This is a genomic window from Streptomyces sp. NPDC041970, from assembly GCF_055588985.1.
Genome location: NZ_JBVJCD010000041.1, coordinates 24269 through 43841, shown reverse-complemented (window position 1 = coordinate 43841; position 19573 = coordinate 24269). Strand labels below are relative to the sequence as shown.

The following is a 19573-nucleotide window of genomic DNA, read 5'->3' as shown; positions in this document are numbered from 1 at the left end:
CCCCCAAAACCCCCCCCCCCCCCCCCCCCCCCCCCCCCCCCCCCCCCCCCCCCCTCCCCCCCCCGCCCCCCCCCCCCCCCCCCCCCCCCCCCCCCCCCCGCCGTCCGTCAGCCGAGGACCCGGCCCGCTCCCAGGCGGTTCCACAGCAGGGCCGCGCCGAAGGAGAGCGCCGTCGTGGCCGCCGTGACCCCGACGACGAGGGCGGCGGCGACCGGGGCGCTCAGGTCCGCCCGGACGAAGGCGTCCGTGAGCACGCCGAGGACCAGGACGTGCACCAGGTAGGCCCCGAACGACGCGTCGGCCAGCCGGGTCAGGCCGGGGCGCAGCCGCTCCGGGACCCGCAGCCCGTGCAGCGAGAGCAGGACGCCGAGGCTGAACAGGGCGACCAGGACGTGCGCGTACGGGATGGCGTAGTGGACCTCGTGCTGGTACGCGACCACCCCGGCCAGGCCGGCCGCCGCGAGCAGCAGCCACGGCAGCCGCCGCCGGCCGAACGTGCCCGCCGGTGCGGCGATCAGCAGCGCGCCGAGCACCGCGTAGATGAGCTGGTACGGGCCGAACGCCCAGCCGAACCGGGGCAGTTCGCGTCCGGTCGCCTCGGCCAGGTCGCCGAAGAGCGAGGGGGCGGCCGCCAGCACCAGCAGGACCGCGCCCAGGCCCCAGGGCCGCTTGCCCGCCCGGACCAGCACCACGAAGGCCAGGACCATGATCACGGGCAGGTACGCGTACAGGTACCAGAGGTGGTACGCGGGGCGGACGGACGCGAACACGGCGTCCAGGGCCAGTTCGCGCGTCGGGTCGTCGTTGGTGCCGCGCAGGCGGCCCCAGGCGAGGTAGATCGCCGTCCAGGCGGCGAGCGGCACCACGATGCGCACGACGCGCTGCCGCATCCGCGCCCCGTCCTTGGGCGGGGCCCCGACGAGGACCACCCAGCCGGCGATCGCGAAGAAGAGCGGCACCGCGAAACGGCCCGCCGAGTCGGCGGTGAGACCGGCCCAGTAGGTGCCGGGCCCCTGCGACGCCGTGCGGCCCACGGTGTTCACGAACGCGGAGCCGGTGTGGCAGACGATCACGCCGACCGAGCAGAGCAGCCGGATCAGGTCGATGTCGTAGCGGTGCTCGCGCACGGGAGCGGCCGCCGCCGTCACCGGCTTCGGGGACTCGGCGGCCGCGGCGGGGGCGGAAGGTGTGGTCGACATGGTCCTCAGGGGGTGGACGGGGTACGGGTGGTCACGGAGCGACGGCTCTCACGCCGGGCCGGAGCGCGGCGCGGCGGCCTCTCCCGCACCAACCCGGTCGCGGGGTCCGGCCGCCGTCGAGGGTCCGGCCGCCCCGCGCGGCGGCCGGGGTTCCGCCGGAGCGCGAGGGGCCGTGCGTACGGCCCCGGCCGCTCCGCCCCCGTCAGAGGCCCAGGGTGCTGCGGGTGCGCCGCACGGTGCGCCGCAGCCGGACCGCCGCCCCCCGAGGGCCGCCGCCGGGGAGGGTGAGGCTCTGGAGGCGTCGGCGCTTGAAGTAGTACTGGGTCGTGCTGTCGAGCCGCTCCCGCAGCCATTCCTCGGCGTCGGGGCGCAGTTGGGGGTGGAGTTTGGCCTGCATACAGTAGCCGACCGTCCGCACCAGCGGGCCGAGGGTGTCGGGCGCGGTGCGCGGCAGCGGGGGGACCGCTCCGCCGGTGTGCTCGTCCAGGTCGGGCAGGAGGTGGTCGGTGATGGTCAGCGGGATGCGGTTGCTGTTCTCGTACGGGGTGATGCGGTCCAGCACCAGCCGGGTGCCGACGCGCGCCACGGGGATGCCGTAGTAGGCGGCGGCGGTGAACAGCGCGGTGGAGAAGCAGCCGACGACGAGGGTGGGGGCGCACCGCTCGTAGAGCGTCTCGGCGAGCAGCGGGCCGTCCAGCTTGGTCAGCCGTACGCCGGCCTCGGCGGCGGCCTCGTCCAGGGCGCGGGAGTAGTCGGCCGGGGCGGTGGGGTGCGGCTTGAAGAGGATGGAGGTGTGCCCGGCGCGGGCGGCCCCGCGCAACATCCGTACGTGCAGGTCCTCCTCCTCCTCGACGGTCAGGATGTTGAGCGCGGCGAGGTACTGGCCCAGCAGCATCGCGGTGGGCGCCGCCGCCTCGGCCGCCGCGAGCCGGCGGTCGCCCTCGGCGGCGGTGGCGATCTCGGACAGGACGGCGCGGAAGGCGTCGTCCGGGACGAGCTCGGGTTCGACGCCCGTCTCGGCGAGCAGGAGCGGGCGCAACCCGGTCACCAGGTCGAGGTGGAGGACCCGGCGGATGCGGCAGGCGATGGACTGGGGCAGCCGGTTGCGGGTGGGGCCGTAGGACATCAGGCCGTCCGCGTACACGTGCACGGCGCTCTCGGAGAAGATCGCGGCCAGCGCGCGGGCCGGGTTGACCTGTATCGACTCCACGGCGAGGTCGATGGGGCCGTCCGGGTCGATGCCCCAGGCCAGGCGGAACGCCCGCTGCCACAGGACGGTCTCCTCCGAGCGCGGGCCCCAGCCGCTGGGGTGGTGCGGGCTGATCGCCTCGTTCCAGTCGACGACGGCGTCGAACCGCGCGGCGAGGGTGCCGTATCCGCGCATCTCCTCCATCCGCAGGGCCGTCTCGGGGACGGCCGCGTTGTTGGAGACGAGCAGGATGCGGTGGTGGTCCCGCGCCCGGCCGAACTGGCCCGCGTCGAGCGCGGCGGCGAGGGTGGCCACGCCGTACAGGGTGGAGACCTGGAAGATCTGGGTGCGCACGGGCATGGGTCAGGCGGCCTTCTGCTTGGCGCGCAGACGGCTGAGCAGCGTGCCGCGCTTTTCGTCGATCATCGTCAGGGTGCGGTCGAGCACGTCTTGCGGCATCCGGTGCAGCGCGGCGGTGGACTCGCCGCGCAGCCGCCGGGCGGTGGCGGGCTCGTAGTCGTCGGCCTTGCCGTTGTGGAAGGCGATCATCGCGCAGTAGGTGCGGACGGCCTTCGGAAGCAGCACGTCGGCGTCCCGGTCCGCCCGCAACTGGTCGAGCAGCGCGTCGTAGGCCGGGAAGAAGTCGAGCTGCCGGGCGTCCTTGATCTGGGTGAGGGAGGTGGTGACCCCGCGCCGGTAGAAGATGCCGTACAGCCCGAGGGAGGCGTAGGTGCGGGCGCGCAGGTGCAACTGCCATATCCACAGCCGGTCCTCGGCGGTGCGCAGCTCGGTGGCGAAGCGCTGGGCGCCGTCCTCGAACAGCCGCCGGTGGTAGATCCCGGCCCAGACGAACGGGTAGTCGACCATGGTCTCCCGCTCGGGCGTGCCGATCCCCTCGCGGGGGTCGAGCAGGGCGTCGCGGAGCGGGGCGGGGGCGCGCCGCACGACGCGGTTGGTCCCGGTGGACTGGACGTGGTCGGTGCGGGCGAAGTCGCAGTCGAGGTCCTGGGCGGCGCGCAGGAGCCGGTCCAGGTGGCCGGGGGCGTACCAGTCGTCGCCGTCGAGGAAGGTGATGTAGTCGCCGCGGGCCGCGTCGATGCCGCTGTTGCGTGCGGCGGCGATGCCCACGTTCGTGGCGTGCCTGATCACCTCGGCGCCCGGAAGCCGGTCGGCCCAGTGGTCGATGATGTCCTGCGTGCCATCGGTGGAGGCGTCATCGACCAGCAGGAACTCGACGTCCGGGTCCGCGTTGCGGGCCAGGCTGCTCAACGTGGTCGGGGCGTAGGCCGCGACGTTGTGGAGCGGTACGACGACGGACAGTTTCGGCACGCGTGCCCTCACCTTCGATCATGGTCCCGACAACGTAATGATGCGGTGAAAGGAGGGGATGAAGCCAGTCCCGACGGTGGATGAACTCTGCGCGACCGCAGGGTGGCCGGGTCCGCGTCCACGCGCACGCTTGACCTCCAGCGAGATTGAGGTTCTACGTTCGCCGGCATGGACTACTCACACGACGACGCGGGACTCGCACGCCAGCCGATCGGCTACTGGAGCGGAGCCGCGCACCAGGCGACGGTCACGCACATCCGGGCGGCGCTGGCCGAACACGGACTCTCCCAGCCCCCTTGGTGGGTGCTCAACCAACTGCACGACGCGGACGAAGAGGGGCGTGCGCGCGGGGAGTTGGCCGCTGTGCTCAGCGGTTACCTCGACACCGGGGAGGACGGCGTGGCGCGGGCCGTCGACGAAGTCCTCGCCCGCGCCCTGGCCACCGAGGGCGCCGACGGACGGCTGCGGCTGACCCCGCAGGGCCGCGCACTGCGGGAGAGGGCCATGGTCGGCGTCACACGGGCCGGCGCCGAAATCCACGAGGGCATCCCCGAGGCGGAGTTCGTCGCCGCGCTCAAGGTGCTCCAGCGGATGATCCACAACGTGGGGGCGACGGCCTGGCACCAGTGACGATCCTCACACCCCGCCACGCCTCCTAGACGCCGCTGAGCGAGAGTTTCGCGGCGAACCCGAGGAACAGCACGCCCGCCGCCGAGGTGGCTCCGGCGGAGAGCCGCTTGCGGCGGCGGAAGGCGGCGGCCAGGCGGGTGCCGCCGAAGATCAGCACGGACAGGTACAGGAAGCTGGCGAGCTGGAGCAGCGCGCCCAGCACGAGGAACGACAGGGCCGGGTAGGCGTACGCGGGGTCGACGAACTGCACGAAGAAGGAGATCAGGAAGAGGATCGCCTTCGGGTTGACCAGGCTGACCGCCAGCGCCCGGCGGTAGGGCCGCTCCGCGGGGGCGGAGGTCGCGGGGGCGGGGCCGGGGGTCGCGGGGGCCGCCGGGTCCGCCTCGACCAGTTCGGCCGTACGCCGGTGGCGCTCGCGCCACAGACCGGCCGCCTCCCGCAGCATCCCGACGGCCATCCAGGTCAGGTAGGCCGCGCCCGCGTACTTGACGACGGCGAAGAGCAGGGGCGTGGTCCGGAGCAGGGAGGCCGCCCCGAGCGCGGAGAGCGTCATCAGGACGGCGTCCCCGGTCCACACCCCGGCGGCGGCCCGGTAGCCGGTGCGCACACCGCGCCGGGCGGCGACGGAGAGCACGTACAAGGAGTTCGGCCCCGGCAGGAGGACGATCACCGCCAGGCCGGCGAGGTAGGTCGAGAGGTCGGTGACACCCAGCATGGGCGGAGTCTCGCACGCCCGCGCCATGTCCCGCACGCCTGTTCGGGGTGCCGCCGTCGCGGGGTGGAGGGGAGACGGAGGTACGACGGGGAGTGCGGCAGGGCGCGTAGGGCTGGGGGTGCGGGACCGGGCGCGGCGGGGGTCGTACGGAGGCGGGGCGCGGCGGGGGCACGGCAGGCGCACGGGGACGGGGCGCGGCGGGCGCACGGGGGTGCGGCGGCGGCACGGGCAGAGGTCGGGGACCGGGGTGGCGGGGGCACGGCAGGCGTGCGGGGACGGGGCGCGGCGGGCGCACGGGCAGAGGCGCGGCGGATGCGTACGCCGGGGAGGGCCGGCGGCGCGGCAGGCGCACGGGGCGGCGGCACGAGGGCGCCTCCCCGCCCGTAGGGGCCCGGCGCGCGGCCGGGAGGGTTCGTCGCGGCGGCAGCGGCAACACGGTCAGCGGGACCGGAGCGCAACACGGTCAGCGGGACCGGAGCGGCAACGGTCGGAGGAACGGCGGACGGTATCGGCCGCCGAAGGCGCGTACGAACCGGGGAGGGCTGGACGCGGGCTCCCGTCGCGGCGGAGGATTCACCCATCGGGCCGGGCGGGAACGCATCACCGGAGGCGCCGAACCAGCAGGACAGTCAAGGGGGTTCGAGCATGGCGGACACGAACAGCGGTGGCGGCGGCCGGAGCACGCGGGACGCGGCGGTCTCCTCACCGACCGGAGGCGCGCGGGCCGGAGGGCGGGTCGCCGCCGTCTCCGTACTCGCGCTGGCCGCTCTCGCGACGGGCTGCCAACCCGGCTCCGTCGAGGGGGCGTCCAACGCGCCCCCGCCGGTGCGGGCGTCGCGGACCGCCGAGCCGACCGCGACCCCCTCCCCCGTACCCCCCGCCGCCGTCGAGCCCCCGCCGAGCACCGCGCCGCCCACGCGTTCGCCGGCCCCGGCCCCGGAGCCGGACCCCACGACCGCGCGGCCCGTCCCGGCGCAGAGCACCGCGCCGGCTCCGCGCGTTCTGATGCGTACCGGTTCCTCGGGCGACCAGGTGCGCGAACTCCAGGCCCGACTGCGCCAGATCGGCCACTTCGGACGCACCCCCACCGGCTACTACGGCTCCGTCACCGCCGACGCCGTACGGTCCTTCCAGACCAAGCGGCAGGTGGCGGTCACGGGCAGCACCGACGCCGACACCTGGCAGAGGCTGCTCGCCATGACCCGCGAGCCGACCGCCGCCGAGCTGGACCCGCCGACCGAACGGCCGATGGACGCACCGGACGCGCGCTGTCTGGAGGGCCGGGTCATGTGCGTCAGCAAGAAGAGCCGGACCCTGGCGTGGATGATCGACGGCAAGGTGGTCTCGTCGATGGACGTGCGCTTCGGCTCGGAGTACACGCCCACCCGCGAGGGCGTCTTCAAGGTCTTCTGGAAGTCCCGCGACCACGTCTCGACGCTCTACGACACCCCGATGCCGTACGCCCTGTTCTTCAGCGGCGGCCAGGCCGTGCACTACTCGGCGGACTTCGCGGCCAACGGTTACGGCGGCGCCTCGCACGGCTGCGTCAACGTCCGGGACAAGAAGAAGATCGCGGCCCTGTTCGACCAGGTGAAGAACGGCGACAAGGTCGTCGTCTCCTGGTGACGCCGAGCGGCCGGCGCCCGGCGGGGCGCGGCCGGTGGCCGAAAAGGGCCGGCCTGGGAGCCGGGAAGGGGCGCGGGCGGGATCGGGGGAACCTGTCCCGCCCGCGCCGGCGCGCCGAGCCGAAAGGACCGGGGGGAACCCGGCTCGTCGCGCGGCCGATGACCAGTCGGCTCACTCCGTACTGCGCTCGACGGCGAAAAAACGTCACACCTGCGTCGGCGACCGCAACGGACACGCAGGTCAGCCGGTGGGAGCCGGGCGAAGAATCGTCACACCCGAGCCGACGACGACCGTGACGCGGACCCAGGTCAGCCGGTGGAGGCAGGGCGATGGAACGTCACACCTGAACCGGCGACCGTAGCGGAAGCGCGCATCAGCCGGCGGGGACGAGACGAAGGAACGTCTCATCCGAGCCCACGACGCCCCTGAGGAAAGACCGAGGTCAGCCGGCGGTGGCGGGGACGGCCGCGGACCTCTTCGAGGGCGGGACGGCCCCGGAGCCCCCGCCGTGCGCCGGGTTCGCGCCGGAGCCTCCGCCGTGCGCCGGGTTCGCGCCGGAGCCCGGCGCGGGCCGGGGGGAGGCGGACGGCGGCGCGCCGTCCCCGCCGTCGGTCCGGCCGTGCTCGGGACCGCCCCGGCCGGCGTCGTCGCTCTTGCCCTTGCCGCTCTCGCCCCCGCCGCCCCCCTTGCCGTCGTTCCCCTCCTCCGTCCCGCCGTCCTCGCCCAGCACCCGGTCGCAGAAGCGCCCCAGGTTCCCTTCGCCCTTGGCCTGTGCGGCCAACTGCCGGCGGTCCTGCTCGTCCAGGGAGCCCTGGCGGAGGGCCCTGCAGTCCTTGGCGGCCTTCGTGTACCCGTTCTTCGGGGCGTCGCCGTCCGGGCCGCCGGGGCGGCCTTCGTCGCGGCGGGCCCCCGCGGCGGCCTCCTCGCGGTCGGACTCGTCCGGCCGGTCCGCGTCGCCGGGGCGGTCCCCGCCGGACTCGGGGCCGGCGCCGCCGGTCTCGGGGTGGTCGGCGCCGGGCCCGGCGGACTGGCGCCGCGCGGCAGGCGAGGACCCCTTCGCCCCCTTGGGCGCGGAGGGGTCGGCCGGGGGCGGGTCCGCGTCCGGCGGCCCGGACGCCGGCGGCTCGGGGGTCGGCGCGGCCGATACGGAGACGGCGGGCGCGGGCGAACCGTGGTGGCCGAAGGGCCCGTCGAACATCCCCGTACCGGCGGCGACCGCCACGCCGCCGAGCGCGCAGCCCGCGAGCGACACGACCAGACCGAGGCGGACCGGGCGGTTCCATCGCGGACGGCGGGATGCGGCGTCGGGAGCCGTACCGCGCGGAACGGAACGCAGGGGCCCGGCGGCGGCTCGACGGGTGCGCAGCTCCGCACCGCCGCCGTGGGCGGCCTGCCGGAACGCGGTCAGCACCGCCTCCTCGCCGGGGAGGGCTCCGCCGGCCGGCCGCCGCGCGTCGCGGGCGGCGCCGAGCGCCGCGGAGAGCCGGAAGGCGTCGTCGCGCGCCCGGCGGCCGACGGGGACGACCGGTTCGCCGCGGAGCATCCTCTCCGCGGCGTCCTCGTCCAGCCACTCGTCGTGCTCGTCGGCCATCACATGTCCTTCTGCGTCCAGGCCCGCGAATGCGTCACACCGGGGGCGGCCCCGGCGGCCGCCGGACCGCCCCGGCCGATGCGCGGCGCGGACACCCCGCCGAGCCCCGTACCGCCGCCCACCGTCGCGTCCGCGATGCGCCCGGCATCCCCGACCGGTTCGGGACCGCTGCCCGGCCTGGGCGAGGGGTGCTCCGCGCCCAGGAGTTCGGCCAGCCGCTTGAGGCCGCGGTGGGCGGCGGTGCGTACGGCGCCGGGGCGCTTGCCCAACGTCAGCGCCGCGCTCTTCGCGTCCAGCCCGACGACCACCCGCAGCACGACGGCCTCCGCCTGGTCCTGCGGCAGTTGGGCGATGAGGGACATGGTCCGGTCGGTGTCCAGCGCCTCGATGGCGTCCCCCGCGGTGTCGGACGCGGCGGCCCGGCCGGTCAGTTCACTCTCGTCACCGCCGATCGCCGGACGGCGGCTGCGCATCCGCAGGTGATCGAGCGCCCGGTTGCGCGCGATCCGGGCCGCCCACCCCCGGAACCGGTCGGCGTCGCCGCTGAACCGGTCGAGGTCCCGCGCTATCTGCAACCACGCCTCGGAGGCCACGTCCTCGGCGTCCGGCTCCCCCACCAGCGTCCGTAAATACCCCAACAGCCTCGGCTGCACCGCGCGGTACACAGAACGGAAGGCATCCTCGTCCCCGCCCTGCGCCGCGAGCACCGCGGCGGTCAGCTCCGCGTCGTCCCCCAGCACTCCCCAACCCGCCCCGCCGTGCTCGACAGCGGCTGGTCACCACTGTCCGCGCCACTCTGCGCGAAGCAGCACGCTACGTGCTCGGCGGGGCCGCGTCCATGACTTGTACAAGGCGCAACGACCCGGTTCCGGGCGGCGGTGTGACAGAAAACGCGGGCGCGGCGCTGAGTGGAGTACGGGGTCGTGCTGCGACCCCGTGGAAGACGGCCGGGGCCTCTCCTGTGGGGGGTGGCGGCCCCGGTCGTCGCTCCACCTCGCCCCCCTCCGACCAGCCACTCCGCGGGCCGCCTGACCCTTGGGCCCGACCATCGGCGCGACCCGGCCCGGCGGGCCCCTCGGCCGTCCCGGACCGGGCCGATGCGCCGCGCCGTTCCTCTCTCGGGACTCCGCCCCGCTTCCGGCCCGCCGCGCTGCGTGCCGTCGGGCAGCTCGGCGCGCGGCACGGGACATCGACGGGGGTCCGATGGCGGGGCCCTCTCCACGGGAACCGACCCGGCGGTCAGGAGTGGTGGCGGGCGGCGAGGATCACGATGCCCTTGCCCGTGACGCGCTTCCCGCGCGGGCGGCCGCCGCGTGGAAGACCCCCGCCCGGCCCCGCACGGACGGTCCCCGCCGGGCCGGCCCCCTGGGGAAGCGGAGCTTCCGGACGACGGCCCAGGCGCTCCCCCGATCTCCGGCCAAACGGGCATAGGCGGGCAGAACGATGCCACTATTTCCAGCCAGGTCTAAACCACTGCCCCATCGCGCACCCATGCGCCACAGACCGAAAGATCTTCACAAGCGAGGCACATTTTCGACGGAATCTTCGCTTCCGCACTCGCCCCCGTGCTGCCGCGGCTCGCGACCCGTGTCGGTGGCACCCCTATGACCTGTACGGATGTGTCCGTATGACAGCCAACCAAAAACGTCCTCCTTATGCGGCCGTCAGGGCCCGTGTAGACATGGCCGAGGCGGCCCCGAACATCCTGGGAGGCCGCCTCAGCCATGTTCTGGAGGTATTTTCGCCATGTCCAGACCCACCCGCCGCCAGGCCCTCGGGGCCGCCACCGGTGTAGCCGCGAGCGTTGCGCTCGTCGGCATGGCCTCCACGTCCACGGGCGCCGTGTCGGCCGCGCCCAGGGCCAAGGCCCCCGCGCCGGACGCCGCCGCGGGGCCCGCGCCCTTCGACGAGGTCTACCAGGGGCGCCGCATCCAGGGCCTGCCCGTCGAGGCCCAGGCCCACGCCCACGGCCACGCGCACGCCGGGCACGGCGCCGGTTACCGCGTACTGATCGACGGCCGCGAACTCCACGTGATGCAGCACGGGAAGAGCGGCTGGAGCAGCGCGATCAACCACTACGAGAGGTTCGCGACCCCGCTCGACGCCGCTCGCACCGCGGTCATCTCCCTCAAGGGCGCCTTCGTCGTCCCCTTCGACCCCACCGCCTGAGCCGGGAGCAGCGACCATGACCGTACGCAAGAACCAGGCGAACCTCACGACCGCCGAGAAGAAGGCCTTCGTCGACGCCGTACTGGCGCTGAAGCGCAAGGGCGTGTACGACGAGTTCGTCTCCACCCACCGCACGCGGTTCGCGCTGGACATGAACACCGGCAGATACGTGGGCCACTTCGGCCCGTCGTTCCTGCCCTGGCACCGCAAGTACCTCATCGACTTCGAGCACCACCTCCAGCAGATCGACCCCTCGGTGTCGATCCCCTACTGGGACTGGACCGTCGACAACACCGTCGCCTCGTCCCTCTGGGCGCCGGACTTCCTCGGCGGCACCGGCCGCCCGCTGGACGACCAGGTGATGGACGGCCCCTTCGCGTTCTCCACCGGCAACTGGAAGATCAACATCCAGGCCGACAGCCGCGAGTTCCTCGCCCGCAACCTCGGCCACCGCGTTCCCACGCTGCCGCCGAAGTCCGAGCTCGACGCCGCCCTCGCCATCCCCACCTACGACTCCGCCCCGTTCCGCGACGGCTCGGCCGGTTTCCGCGCCACGCTGGAGGGCTCGGCGGGGTACCTGAGTATGCACAACCGCGTGCACACCTGGGTCTGGGGCCAGATGGAGTCCAGCGTCTCCCCGAACGACCCGGTCTTCTGGCTGCACCACGCGTTCGTCGACAAGGTCTGGGCCGACTGGCAGGCGCTCCACCCGACCAGCGCCAAGTACCTCCCGGACGGGGGCACCACGGACGTGATCGACCTGAACGAGACCATGCCGCCCTTCCCCGCGACCACCCCGCAGGACATGCTGGACCACACCCCGTTCTACACCTACGCCTGATCGTTCGGCGGAAACGATGCGCCGCCCCCGCCGTCTCCGGACGGCGGGGGCGGCGGCTTGGGCCGGGCCTGTCGGCGGCGTTCAGCCCGCGCTGCCCGTCCGCTTCGCCAGCTCCTGGAACCGCGGCCAGCTCAGCGCGGGCTTCCTCGGGTCCCAGAGCTTCTGCGAGGTGGCGACCAGCGGCATCCTGATGCCGTCGGCGACCTGCTGGGCGGTCTGCGCGTTCGGCAGGTCGCCCCAGACGGCGAACCGGCCGCCGAGGATCTGCCCGGAGTAGCGCTCCGCGACCGGTTCGGTGCCGCGCAGGACCAGCGGGGTCCACTGCTCGTAGATCCGCTTCCCGGTCGGGTAGACGAACTGGTTGGGCTCGCCGAGCACGTAGTAGAGGAACTCGTCGTTGAGGTTGAGGACCTGGTAGCCCGCGGCGAGGTACTCCTGCGGCGGGCGGGCGCCGATCTCCTTGCCGGTCCAGTACTCGATCTCGATGTCCTCGTCGCCCTTCACCCCGGTGCCCCGGAACAGCCCGTCGTTCCAGGCCTTGGCGGTCCGGCCCTTCGGGACGACGACGGCCGCGCGGTCGTTCAGCCAGCCCGTGGCCAGGTCCTCGATGGTCGCGCCGGAGCCGTGCTCCTTCTCGGCGGCCCGCTGGAGCTGGGGGTAGGAGGCGGCGGGGTCCCGTACGGTCAGCGCCTGGTACTCGTCCGCGCCGAGGTGCCAGTACTTCCCCGGAAACAGCTCGGTGTACTCGTCGAGCAGCTCGTCGATCAGCTTGGCCGCGCCCGGCTTCGAGATGTCGATGGACCCGCGCGAGGCCGTCCCGGCGGTGTTGCGGAGCTGGAGGTCGGGGTGGGCGCGCAGCACCGCGCCGAGGTGTCCGGGCGAGTCGATCTCGGGGACGATCTCGATGTGGCGGGCGGCGGCGAGGCCGACGATGCGGCGGACCTCGTCCTGGGTGAGCGCTTCGTCGGAGACGACCTCGGGGTGGCTCTTCGACTCGATCCGGAAGGCCTGGTCGTCGGAGAAGTGCAGGCCGAGCTGGTTGAGCTTGAGGTCGCCCATCTCGCGTATCCGGTCCTCGATCCACTCCGCGCTGTAGTGCTTGCGCGCGATGTCGAGGTTGAGGCCGCGCTGCGGGCGGTCCGGCCGGTCGTTGACGACGCCCTCGGGGACGGTCCCGTCGGCCTTCAGCGACTGCTTCAGGGTCCGGGTGCCGTAGAAGACGCCCGACTCGTCGGGTCCGGTGATCTTCACCGTCCGGTCGCGCACGGTGAGCGTGTACGACTCGGTGGGGCCCGCGTCCTTGTCGCCGAGCGCCAGCTCGACGTCTCCGGCGCGGGCCGGCTCGGCGCCCCGGTAGCGGATCTTCAGCTCCTGGGCGAGCAGCCGCGCCTCGTCGGCGAGGACCTGGCTCTTGCGTCCGATGACGACGGCGCTGTCCTCGATGGGCCGCCAGCCGGGCCCGCGGGCGGCGGTGTGCTCGCGCACCGCGGGGATCACGCTCGGGGTGCTGGACAGCGGGTGGTCGCGGGAGGGCGAGGGGGCGGCGGACGTGCCGCGGGGCGAGGCGGCGTCCCCGGACGGCCCGCCGTCGGAGCCCTCGGGCCAGACGACGACGGTGAGGACGACGGCGGCCGCGACGGTGACCGCCGCGCCGGTGACGAGGGCACCACGTGTGGGCGTCATCGGTCAGATTCCTCCGTTGAGGGGCCAAGGGCAGGTGAAACGAGTGAATAGGCTGAAAGATTGGCATTTTTGCCGACACTTCGCCCATCGGGGGCGAGGGCAGGTCGACCGGTACCCCGGCCTCCGCAGGTCAGACGTCCATCACACGTTCCGAAACTCTTCCGTTCGAGTGGTTTTCCGCGATCCGTCGGACGGCCGTCGACCGCTCTCGCTACCGTGGTGGTGCGGTCGCCCCTCCCGGCCCGCCCCTTTCTGTCCATTTCCGTCCTCTTCCGTGCAACCTCGTTGCGCTCCGGACCCTCTTCCAGGTCACAGAAGTCGTTGATGCGAGGAGTCCACGCTGTCCAGGTCCAGCGAGCCCCCCGCCGGCCTGCCGACCCCCTCGGCCCGCCCGGCCGCGCGGGCCGCCCTGCCCGTCCAGCTCCGCCCGGCCGACGCGGTCGGCCCGGAGCGGCTGCCCGCCGACGCACCGGCCCATGATCACGCAGTCGGACTCGCCCGGCTCAACGGCCTTCCCTTCCTCGTCGCCGAGGCGGCCTTCCTGGAGTGCTGCGGCAGCCGCCGCTGGGCCCACCGGTTGGCCGCCCACCGCCCCTACCCCGATCTCGACGCCCTATGGGCCGCCTCCGACGAGGCGGGGTACGACCTGGCGCCCGGCGACATCGCGGAGGCGCTGGCCGTGGAGCCGGCCCCCTGCCTGCACCACGCGGCGCCCCGCGCCGCGCATCTGGCCCTCCGGGCGGCACACGCCGCGTACGAGAGCAAATTCGGCCATTCCTTCGTGATCTGTCTGGAAGCCGTCCCTCCCTCCCAGCACGTGGACCACGTGCTGGCCGGCATCCGCGTCCGCCTCGCGCACGACCGGGACGAGGAGCGGGCGGTGACCGCCGAGGAGCTGCGGAGACTGGCCCGCAGCCGCCTCGCCGAGCTGGTCGCGGCGGAGGCGCCCCGGCCGGGCCGCGCGCCCTGACCGGGGTCCGGGTCCGCCGTCGGCGCTAGCCCGTACGTGCCTGTTTGATTGCCTCTTTGATCACACCGGAGGCCCCGGCGCGAACGAACCGACCGGGCGTCGCTACGATGGCCGGGGCCGGTGGACCGTACCCGGCCGGGTCAGACCGACAGTCAAGCCGGCCGACCCCAATCCCCGCTCCCGGAGGGTTCTTCCGTGCCGGCTGGAACGCTGTACCGCGGCCGGGAAGGCATGTGGTCCTGGGTGGCTCATCGAGTCACCGGTGTCCTCATCTTCTTCTTCCTGTTCGTACATGTCCTGGACACCGCTCTCGTCCGCGTCTCCCCCGAGGCCTACGACGACGTCGTGGCCACGTACAAGACGCCGATCGTCGCGCTCCTCGAATACGGCCTCGTGGCCGCGATTCTCTTCCACGCGCTGAACGGTCTCCGGATCATCGCCGTGGACTTCTGGGCCAAGGGCCCACGACTCCAGAAGCAGATGCTCTGGACCGTGGTGGGCATCTGGATCGTGCTGATGGTCGGGGCCCTGTACCCCGTCCTCGGTCACGCCGTACGCGACGTCTTCGGGAGCTGAGGCCCATGTCCAGCGAGACTTCTTCCGCAGCCGCGATCGGGGACGTCGAAGGCGTGAGCCTGTACGACGTCGACCACCCGGCCCCGGTGATCGAGCCCCCGCGCAAGCGGACGGGCAAGACCCCCAAGGGTTCGCGCACCAACTTCGAGATGTACGCCTGGCTCTTCATGCGCCTGTCGGGCATCGTCCTGGTCGTCCTCGTCCTCGGCCACCTGCTGATCCAGCTCGTGCTCGACGGCGGCGTCTCCAAGATCGGCTTCGCCTTCGTGGCGGGCCGCTGGGCCTCGCCGTTCTGGCAGGTCTGGGACCTGACGATGCTGTGGCTCGCCATGCTCCACGGCGCCAACGGCCTCCGTACGGTCATCAACGACTACGCCGAACGGGACAACACCCGCTTCTGGCTGAAGATGCTCCTGTACACCGCCACGGTGTTCACCGTCCTGCTGGGCACGCTGGTGATCTTCACCTTCGACCCGAACATCCGCTAGGCGCCGGGACAGAGGGACCAGAGGAAACCATGCAGATCCACAAGTACGACACCGTCATCGTCGGCGCCGGCGGCGCCGGTATGCGCGCCGCCATCGAGGCGACCAAGCGCAGCCGTACCGCCGTGCTGACGAAGCTCTACCCCACCCGCTCCCACACCGGCGCCGCGCAGGGCGGCATGGCCGCCGCGCTCGCCAACGTGGAGGAGGACAACTGGGAGTGGCACACCTTCGACACGGTCAAGGGCGGCGACTACCTGGTCGACCAGGACGCGGCCGAGATCCTGGCGAAGGAGGCCATCGACGCCGTCCTCGACCTGGAGAAGATGGGCCTGCCGTTCAACCGGACGCCCGAGGGCCGCATCGACCAGCGGCGCTTCGGCGGCCACACCCGCAGCCACGGCGAGGCGCCGGTCCGCCGGTCCTGCTACGCCGCGGACCGCACCGGCCACATGATCCTCCAGACGCTGTACCAGAACTGCGTCAAGGAGGGCGTGGAGTTCTTCAACGAGTTCTACGTCCTGGACCAGCTCATCACCGAGGTCGACGGGGTCAAGAAGTCCGCCGGCGTCGTGGCGTACGAGCTGGCGACCGGCGAGATCCACGTCTTCCAGGCGAAGTCGGTCATCTATGCCTCCGGCGGCACCGGCAAGTTCTTCAAGGTGACGTCCAACGCGCACACCCTGACCGGTGACGGCCAGGCCGCCTGCTACCGGCGCGGCCTGCCGCTGGAGGACATGGAGTTCTTCCAGTTCCACCCGACGGGCATCTGGCGCATGGGCATCCTGCTGACGGAGGGCGCCCGCGGTGAGGGCGGCATCCTCCGCAACAAGGACGGCGAGCGCTTCATGGAGAAGTACGCGCCGGTCATGAAGGACCTCGCCTCCCGCGACGTCGTCTCCCGCTCCATCTACACGGAGATCCGCGAGGGCCGCGGCTGCGGTCCGGCCGGCGACCACGTCTACCTCGACCTGACCCACCTGCCGCCGGAGCAGCTCGACGCGAAGCTCCCGGACATCACCGAGTTCGCGCGGACCTACCTCGGCATCGAGCCCTACACGGACCCGATCCCGATCCAGCCGACCGCGCACTACGCCATGGGCGGCATCCCGACCAACGTCCAGGGCGAGGTGCTGGCCGACAACACCACCGTCGTGCCGGGCCTGTACGCCGCCGGCGAGGTCGCCTGCGTCTCGGTGCACGGCGCCAACCGCCTGGGCACCAACTCGCTGCTCGACATCAACGTCTTCGGCAAGCGCTCGGGCATCGCCGCCGCCGAGTACGCGGCGACGACCGACTTCGTCGAGCTTCCCGAGAACCCGGCCCAGTTCGTCGCCGACCAGGTCGAGCGGCTGCGCAACTCCACCGGCACCGAGCGCGTCGCCACGCTGCGCACGGAGCTCCAGGAGTGCATGGACGCCAACGTGATGGTGTTCCGCACCGAGCAGACGATCAAGACGGCGGTCGACAAGATCGCCGAGCTGCGCGAGCGGTACCTCAACGTGTCCATCCAGGACAAGGGCAAGCGGTTCAACACCGACCTGCTGGAGGCCGTCGAGCTGGGCAACCTGCTCGACCTGGCCGAGGTCATGGCGGTCTCCGCGCTGGCCCGCAAGGAGTCCCGCGGCGGTCACTACCGCGAGGACTACCCGAACCGCGACGACGTCAACTTCATGCGCCACACCATGGCGTACCGCGAGGTGGCCGCCGACGGCGCCGAGTCGATCCGGCTCGACTACAAGCCGGTCGTGACGACCCGCTACCAGCCGATGGAGCGTAAGTACTGATGGCTACCCCGACTCTGGACAAGACCGACAAGGCCGAGGCCGGCTTCGCGGACTCGCCGTTCATCACGGCCACGTTCCGCATCCGCCGCTTCAACCCGGAGATCTCCGACGAGGTCCAGTGGCAGGACTTCCAGATCGAGATCGACCCGAAGGAGCGCGTCCTCGACGCCCTTCACAAGATCAAGTGGGAGCTGGACGGGACGCTCACGTTCCGCCGGTCCTGCGCGCACGGCATCTGCGGCTCCGACGCGATGCGGATCAACGGCAAGAACAGGCTCGCCTGCAAGACGCTGATCAAGGACATCAACCCGGAGAAGCCGATCACGGTGGAGGCCATAAAGGGCCTCACGGTCCTGAAGGACCTCGTGGTCGACATGGACCCGTTCTTCCAGGCGTACCGCGACGTCATGCCCTTCCTCGTCACCAAGGGGAACGAGCCGACCCGCGAGCGCCTGCAGTCCGCCGAGGACCGCGAGCGGTTCGACGACACCACCAAGTGCATCCTGTGCGCCGCGTGCACGTCCTCGTGCCCGGTGTTCTGGAACGACGGCCAGTACTTCGGCCCGGCGGCGATCGTCAACGCCCACCGCTTCATCTTCGACTCGCGCGACGAGGCCGGGGAGCAGCGGTTGGAGATCCTCAACGACCGTGACGGCGTGTGGCGTTGCCGCACCACGTTCAACTGCACGGACGCCTGCCCGCGCGGCATCGAGGTCACCAAGGCGATCCAGGAGGTGAAGCGCGCGCTCATCACGCGTCGCTTCTGACCCTCGCGGGTCGTCCGGTACGCCGACGGACCCCGTCCCCGCAGCGCGAGCGCTGCCGGGGGCGGGGTCCGTCGCTGTGCGGGGCCGGGGCGATCGGTCCGGTACCGGCGGAGCGGACGCGGGCCCGCGTGGGCGAGCCGCGTCCGTACGGGGACGACGCGTGCGGCCGGGGCCCGCTCCAGCGGCCGGGGCGCCCGCCGGCCGCGGACGGCCAGGGGGCTGTCCGGGCACCGCCCGGCGCAGGCCGCCCGGCGTACGGCCCTCCGCCGCCGGTCACGGCCGCCGAGCCCGGACGCGTTCCCCGCGGTCACGGGCCGGGTGCGCCCGGCCCGCTCGATGAACGCGGGACTCCACCGGCCGCCGGGGCGGACGGTGGAGTCGGGTGGGCGCCGACCGGTGGGCCGGTCAGATCCAGGACAGCTCCCACAGGCGCCAGAGGCCGGTGCCGTCGGTGAGGTACTGGGAGCCGGAGACCTCCGGCTTGGCGACGACGTAGTCCTTCTTCTGCCACAGCGGCACCAGCGGGACCTCCTCGCCGACCAGCGACTGCAACTCCTTGAAGTCGCTCACGGTCCGGCCGCGGTCGCTGTACTGCTGGGTGGCGGCGATCAGCCGGTCCATCCGCTTGTTGGAGTAGCCGGTGTGCAGGACGTTGCCGGTGCCGACGAGGGACTGGGCGAAGGTGTCCGGGTCCGGGAAGTCCGGGAGCCAGCCGACGGTGTACATGTCGTACGCCCCGGCCGCGTACTCCTTCTGGAACTTCGTCCACTCGACGGCCTTGACGGAGACCTTGAACAGGCCGTCCTTCTCCAGTTGGCGCCGCAGCTCGGCGCTCTCCTCCGTGTACGCGTCGTCGGCGCGGTAGGCGAACTCGACGGCCAGGGGCGTCGTGACGCCCGCGTCCTCCAGCAGCTCCTCGGCGCGCGCGGGGTCGGCGGACGGGTAGCGGTCGAAGAACGGGGTGCTGTGGCCGATGAAGCCCTGCGGGATCAGCGAGTAGAGCGGCTCGACGGTGCTCTTGTAGACGTCCCGCACCAGCGGCCCGCGGTCGATGAGCGAGGCGACGGCCTGCCGGACCCTCTTGTCGGCGAACGGCGATGTGTCGCGGGCGTTGAAGAAGAGGCCGCGGGTCTCGGCGCTGCCCGCCTCGGTCACCCGCAGGTCCGGGGCGCCGGTGTGCAGCTCCGCGAGCCGGGCCGGGGGGAGCTGGCGGTGCGTGACGTCGACCTCGCCCCGGTCCCAGCCCGCCTGGAGCTCCTCGGAGCCCTTGTAGAAGCGGACGGTGACGGGTCCGCCGGTCTCCTTGACCGCGCCCTTGTACTTCGGGTTGGGCACCAGCTCGGCGCGGTCCTTCCCGTCGTAGGCCTTCAGGGTGTAGGGGCCGGAGCCGTCGACCTGGTTGCCGGTGCGCAGCTTGTCCTTCGGGTACTTCGTCGAGTCGACGATGGCCCCGGCGCCGGTCGCGATCTTCTGCGGGAAGGTCGCGTCCCGTGCGGACAGGTTGAAGGTGATGGTGCGGCCCTCGGACACCACGGAGTCCAGGGTGGTGAACAGACCGGCGGGGCCGACGTCCGCCTTGATCCGCAGCATCCGCTCGAAGGAGTGCACGACGTCCTCGGCGGTCATCTTCTTGCCGTTGGAGAACGTCAGGTCGTCGCGGAGCCGGCACTGGTACGTCTGGAGCTTCTGCCCGACGAAACCGCAGCTCTCGGCGGCGTCCGGCTCCGGGGTGACGGCCCCGGCCTTGAGGGTCATCAGCGACTGGTAGATGTTGCTGTAGATCGCCCAGGAGCCGGAGTCGTAGGCTCCCGCGGGGTCGAGCGAGGTCACCAGGTCCGACGTGCCGACCGTGACCGGATCGGTCTTCGCCTCCCCCGACGGGAGGAGTTGCCAGGCGCCCACGCCTGCGATGACCACTACCGCGAGAATCGCGAGTATCCGTACCCGGACCGACCGCATTGCCGTGCTCTCCCTTACCAGCCCCGCCGCGGCTCATGTGGTCAGACACGCACATTG

General features: G+C 72.7%; 17 protein-coding genes. 9 read left to right on the top strand and 8 right to left on the bottom strand.

Translation table 11 applies throughout. The annotated features are described in order from the left end of the window. Nucleotides 1-107: 107 nt before the first annotated feature. The 3 genes from ACZ6EJ_RS20075 to ACZ6EJ_RS20065 form a co-directional block, all read right to left on the bottom strand. The gene (locus ACZ6EJ_RS20075) at nucleotides 108-1199 is read right to left on the bottom strand and encodes an acyltransferase (protein ID WP_469268779.1); all 1092 of its coding nucleotides are present in this window, start codon (nucleotides 1197-1199) and stop codon (nucleotides 108-110) included. Between the two features lie 202 nt (nucleotides 1200-1401). Continuing rightward, nucleotides 1402-2748 (bottom strand): polysialyltransferase family glycosyltransferase, encoded by a 1347-nt coding sequence (locus ACZ6EJ_RS20070; protein ID WP_469268777.1) that lies wholly within the window; start codon nucleotides 2746-2748, stop codon nucleotides 1402-1404. 3 nt (nucleotides 2749-2751) lie between these two features. Further along, nucleotides 2752-3717 carry a glycosyltransferase family 2 protein gene (locus ACZ6EJ_RS20065; RefSeq protein ID WP_469268776.1) on the bottom strand — a complete coding sequence of 322 codons (966 nt, stop codon included), beginning with the start codon at nucleotides 3715-3717 and terminating at the stop codon, nucleotides 2752-2754. A 168-nt stretch (nucleotides 3718-3885) separates the two neighbouring features. Between ACZ6EJ_RS20065 and ACZ6EJ_RS20060 the strand changes: the two genes are divergently transcribed. After that, nucleotides 3886-4347: a MarR family winged helix-turn-helix transcriptional regulator gene (locus ACZ6EJ_RS20060; protein WP_469268775.1), complete on the top strand. Its 462-nt coding sequence runs from the start codon at nucleotides 3886-3888 to the stop codon at nucleotides 4345-4347. A gap of 25 nt (nucleotides 4348-4372) precedes the next feature. On the opposite strand, the gene leuE is transcribed toward ACZ6EJ_RS20060, so the two are convergent. Beyond that, on the bottom strand, nucleotides 4373-5062 hold the full coding sequence (leuE, locus tag ACZ6EJ_RS20055) for a leucine efflux protein LeuE (RefSeq protein WP_469268773.1): 690 nt from the start codon (nucleotides 5060-5062) through the stop codon (nucleotides 4373-4375). A 645-nt stretch (nucleotides 5063-5707) separates the two neighbouring features. Here leuE and ACZ6EJ_RS20050 point away from each other — a divergent pair. Continuing rightward, nucleotides 5708-6688: a L,D-transpeptidase family protein gene (locus tag ACZ6EJ_RS20050; protein ID WP_469268771.1), complete on the top strand. Its 981-nt coding sequence runs from the start codon at nucleotides 5708-5710 to the stop codon at nucleotides 6686-6688. A 442-nt stretch (nucleotides 6689-7130) separates the two neighbouring features. On the opposite strand, the gene ACZ6EJ_RS20045 is transcribed toward ACZ6EJ_RS20050, so the two are convergent. Together ACZ6EJ_RS20045 and ACZ6EJ_RS20040 are read right to left on the bottom strand one after the other, a co-directional pair. Beyond that, nucleotides 7131-8279, bottom strand: a complete 1149-nt coding sequence (locus ACZ6EJ_RS20045) for a hypothetical protein (RefSeq protein WP_469268770.1) — start codon at nucleotides 8277-8279, stop codon at nucleotides 7131-7133. Next, entirely contained in the window at nucleotides 8279-9019 is a 741-nt protein-coding gene (locus tag ACZ6EJ_RS20040) for an RNA polymerase sigma factor (protein ID WP_469268768.1), read from the bottom strand. The genes ACZ6EJ_RS20045 and ACZ6EJ_RS20040 overlap by 1 nt, the downstream gene beginning before the upstream one ends. Nucleotides 9020-10025: 1006 nt before the next feature. On the opposite strand from ACZ6EJ_RS20040, the gene melC1 reads away from it, so the two are divergent. Together melC1 and ACZ6EJ_RS20030 are read left to right on the top strand one after the other, a co-directional pair. Continuing rightward, nucleotides 10026-10448 carry an apotyrosinase chaperone MelC1 gene (gene melC1, locus ACZ6EJ_RS20035; RefSeq protein WP_469268766.1) on the top strand — a complete coding sequence of 141 codons (423 nt, stop codon included), beginning with the start codon at nucleotides 10026-10028 and terminating at the stop codon, nucleotides 10446-10448. 16 nt (nucleotides 10449-10464) lie between these two features. Beyond that, the gene (locus tag ACZ6EJ_RS20030; RefSeq protein ID WP_469268764.1) at nucleotides 10465-11289 is read left to right on the top strand and encodes a tyrosinase family protein; all 825 of its coding nucleotides are present in this window, start codon (nucleotides 10465-10467) and stop codon (nucleotides 11287-11289) included. An 81-nt stretch (nucleotides 11290-11370) separates the two neighbouring features. Here the strand turns inward: ACZ6EJ_RS20030 and ACZ6EJ_RS20025 are convergent, their stop codons facing one another. After that, nucleotides 11371-12972 (bottom strand): family 20 glycosylhydrolase, encoded by a 1602-nt coding sequence (locus ACZ6EJ_RS20025; protein WP_469268762.1) that lies wholly within the window; start codon nucleotides 12970-12972, stop codon nucleotides 11371-11373. Between the two features lie 454 nt (nucleotides 12973-13426). Between ACZ6EJ_RS20025 and ACZ6EJ_RS20020 the strand changes: the two genes are divergently transcribed. The 5 genes from ACZ6EJ_RS20020 to ACZ6EJ_RS20000 all read left to right on the top strand — a co-directional run bounded on the left by ACZ6EJ_RS20020 (nucleotide 13427) and on the right by ACZ6EJ_RS20000 (nucleotide 17557). Continuing rightward, on the top strand, nucleotides 13427-13942 hold the full coding sequence (locus ACZ6EJ_RS20020; protein ID WP_469268797.1) for a 2-oxo-4-hydroxy-4-carboxy-5-ureidoimidazoline decarboxylase: 516 nt from the start codon (nucleotides 13427-13429) through the stop codon (nucleotides 13940-13942). 195 nt (nucleotides 13943-14137) lie between these two features. Beyond that, nucleotides 14138-14518, top strand: a complete 381-nt coding sequence (gene sdhC / locus ACZ6EJ_RS20015) for a succinate dehydrogenase, cytochrome b556 subunit (RefSeq protein WP_073740310.1) — start codon at nucleotides 14138-14140, stop codon at nucleotides 14516-14518. Between the two features lie 5 nt (nucleotides 14519-14523). Continuing rightward, nucleotides 14524-15006 carry a succinate dehydrogenase hydrophobic membrane anchor subunit gene (locus ACZ6EJ_RS20010; protein ID WP_469268760.1) on the top strand — a complete coding sequence of 161 codons (483 nt, stop codon included), beginning with the start codon at nucleotides 14524-14526 and terminating at the stop codon, nucleotides 15004-15006. A gap of 29 nt (nucleotides 15007-15035) precedes the next feature. Then, nucleotides 15036-16790: a succinate dehydrogenase flavoprotein subunit gene (sdhA, locus tag ACZ6EJ_RS20005; protein WP_469268759.1), complete on the top strand. Its 1755-nt coding sequence runs from the start codon at nucleotides 15036-15038 to the stop codon at nucleotides 16788-16790. Then, nucleotides 16790-17557 (top strand): succinate dehydrogenase iron-sulfur subunit, encoded by a 768-nt coding sequence (locus ACZ6EJ_RS20000; protein WP_469268757.1) that lies wholly within the window; start codon nucleotides 16790-16792, stop codon nucleotides 17555-17557. Before sdhA ends, ACZ6EJ_RS20000 begins: the two co-directional genes overlap by 1 nt. A gap of 405 nt (nucleotides 17558-17962) precedes the next feature. Here ACZ6EJ_RS20000 and ACZ6EJ_RS19995 read toward each other — a convergent pair whose 3' ends face one another. Next, nucleotides 17963-19516 (bottom strand): ABC transporter substrate-binding protein, encoded by a 1554-nt coding sequence (locus ACZ6EJ_RS19995; RefSeq protein WP_469268755.1) that lies wholly within the window; start codon nucleotides 19514-19516, stop codon nucleotides 17963-17965. Nucleotides 19517-19573 lie beyond the last annotated feature (57 nt).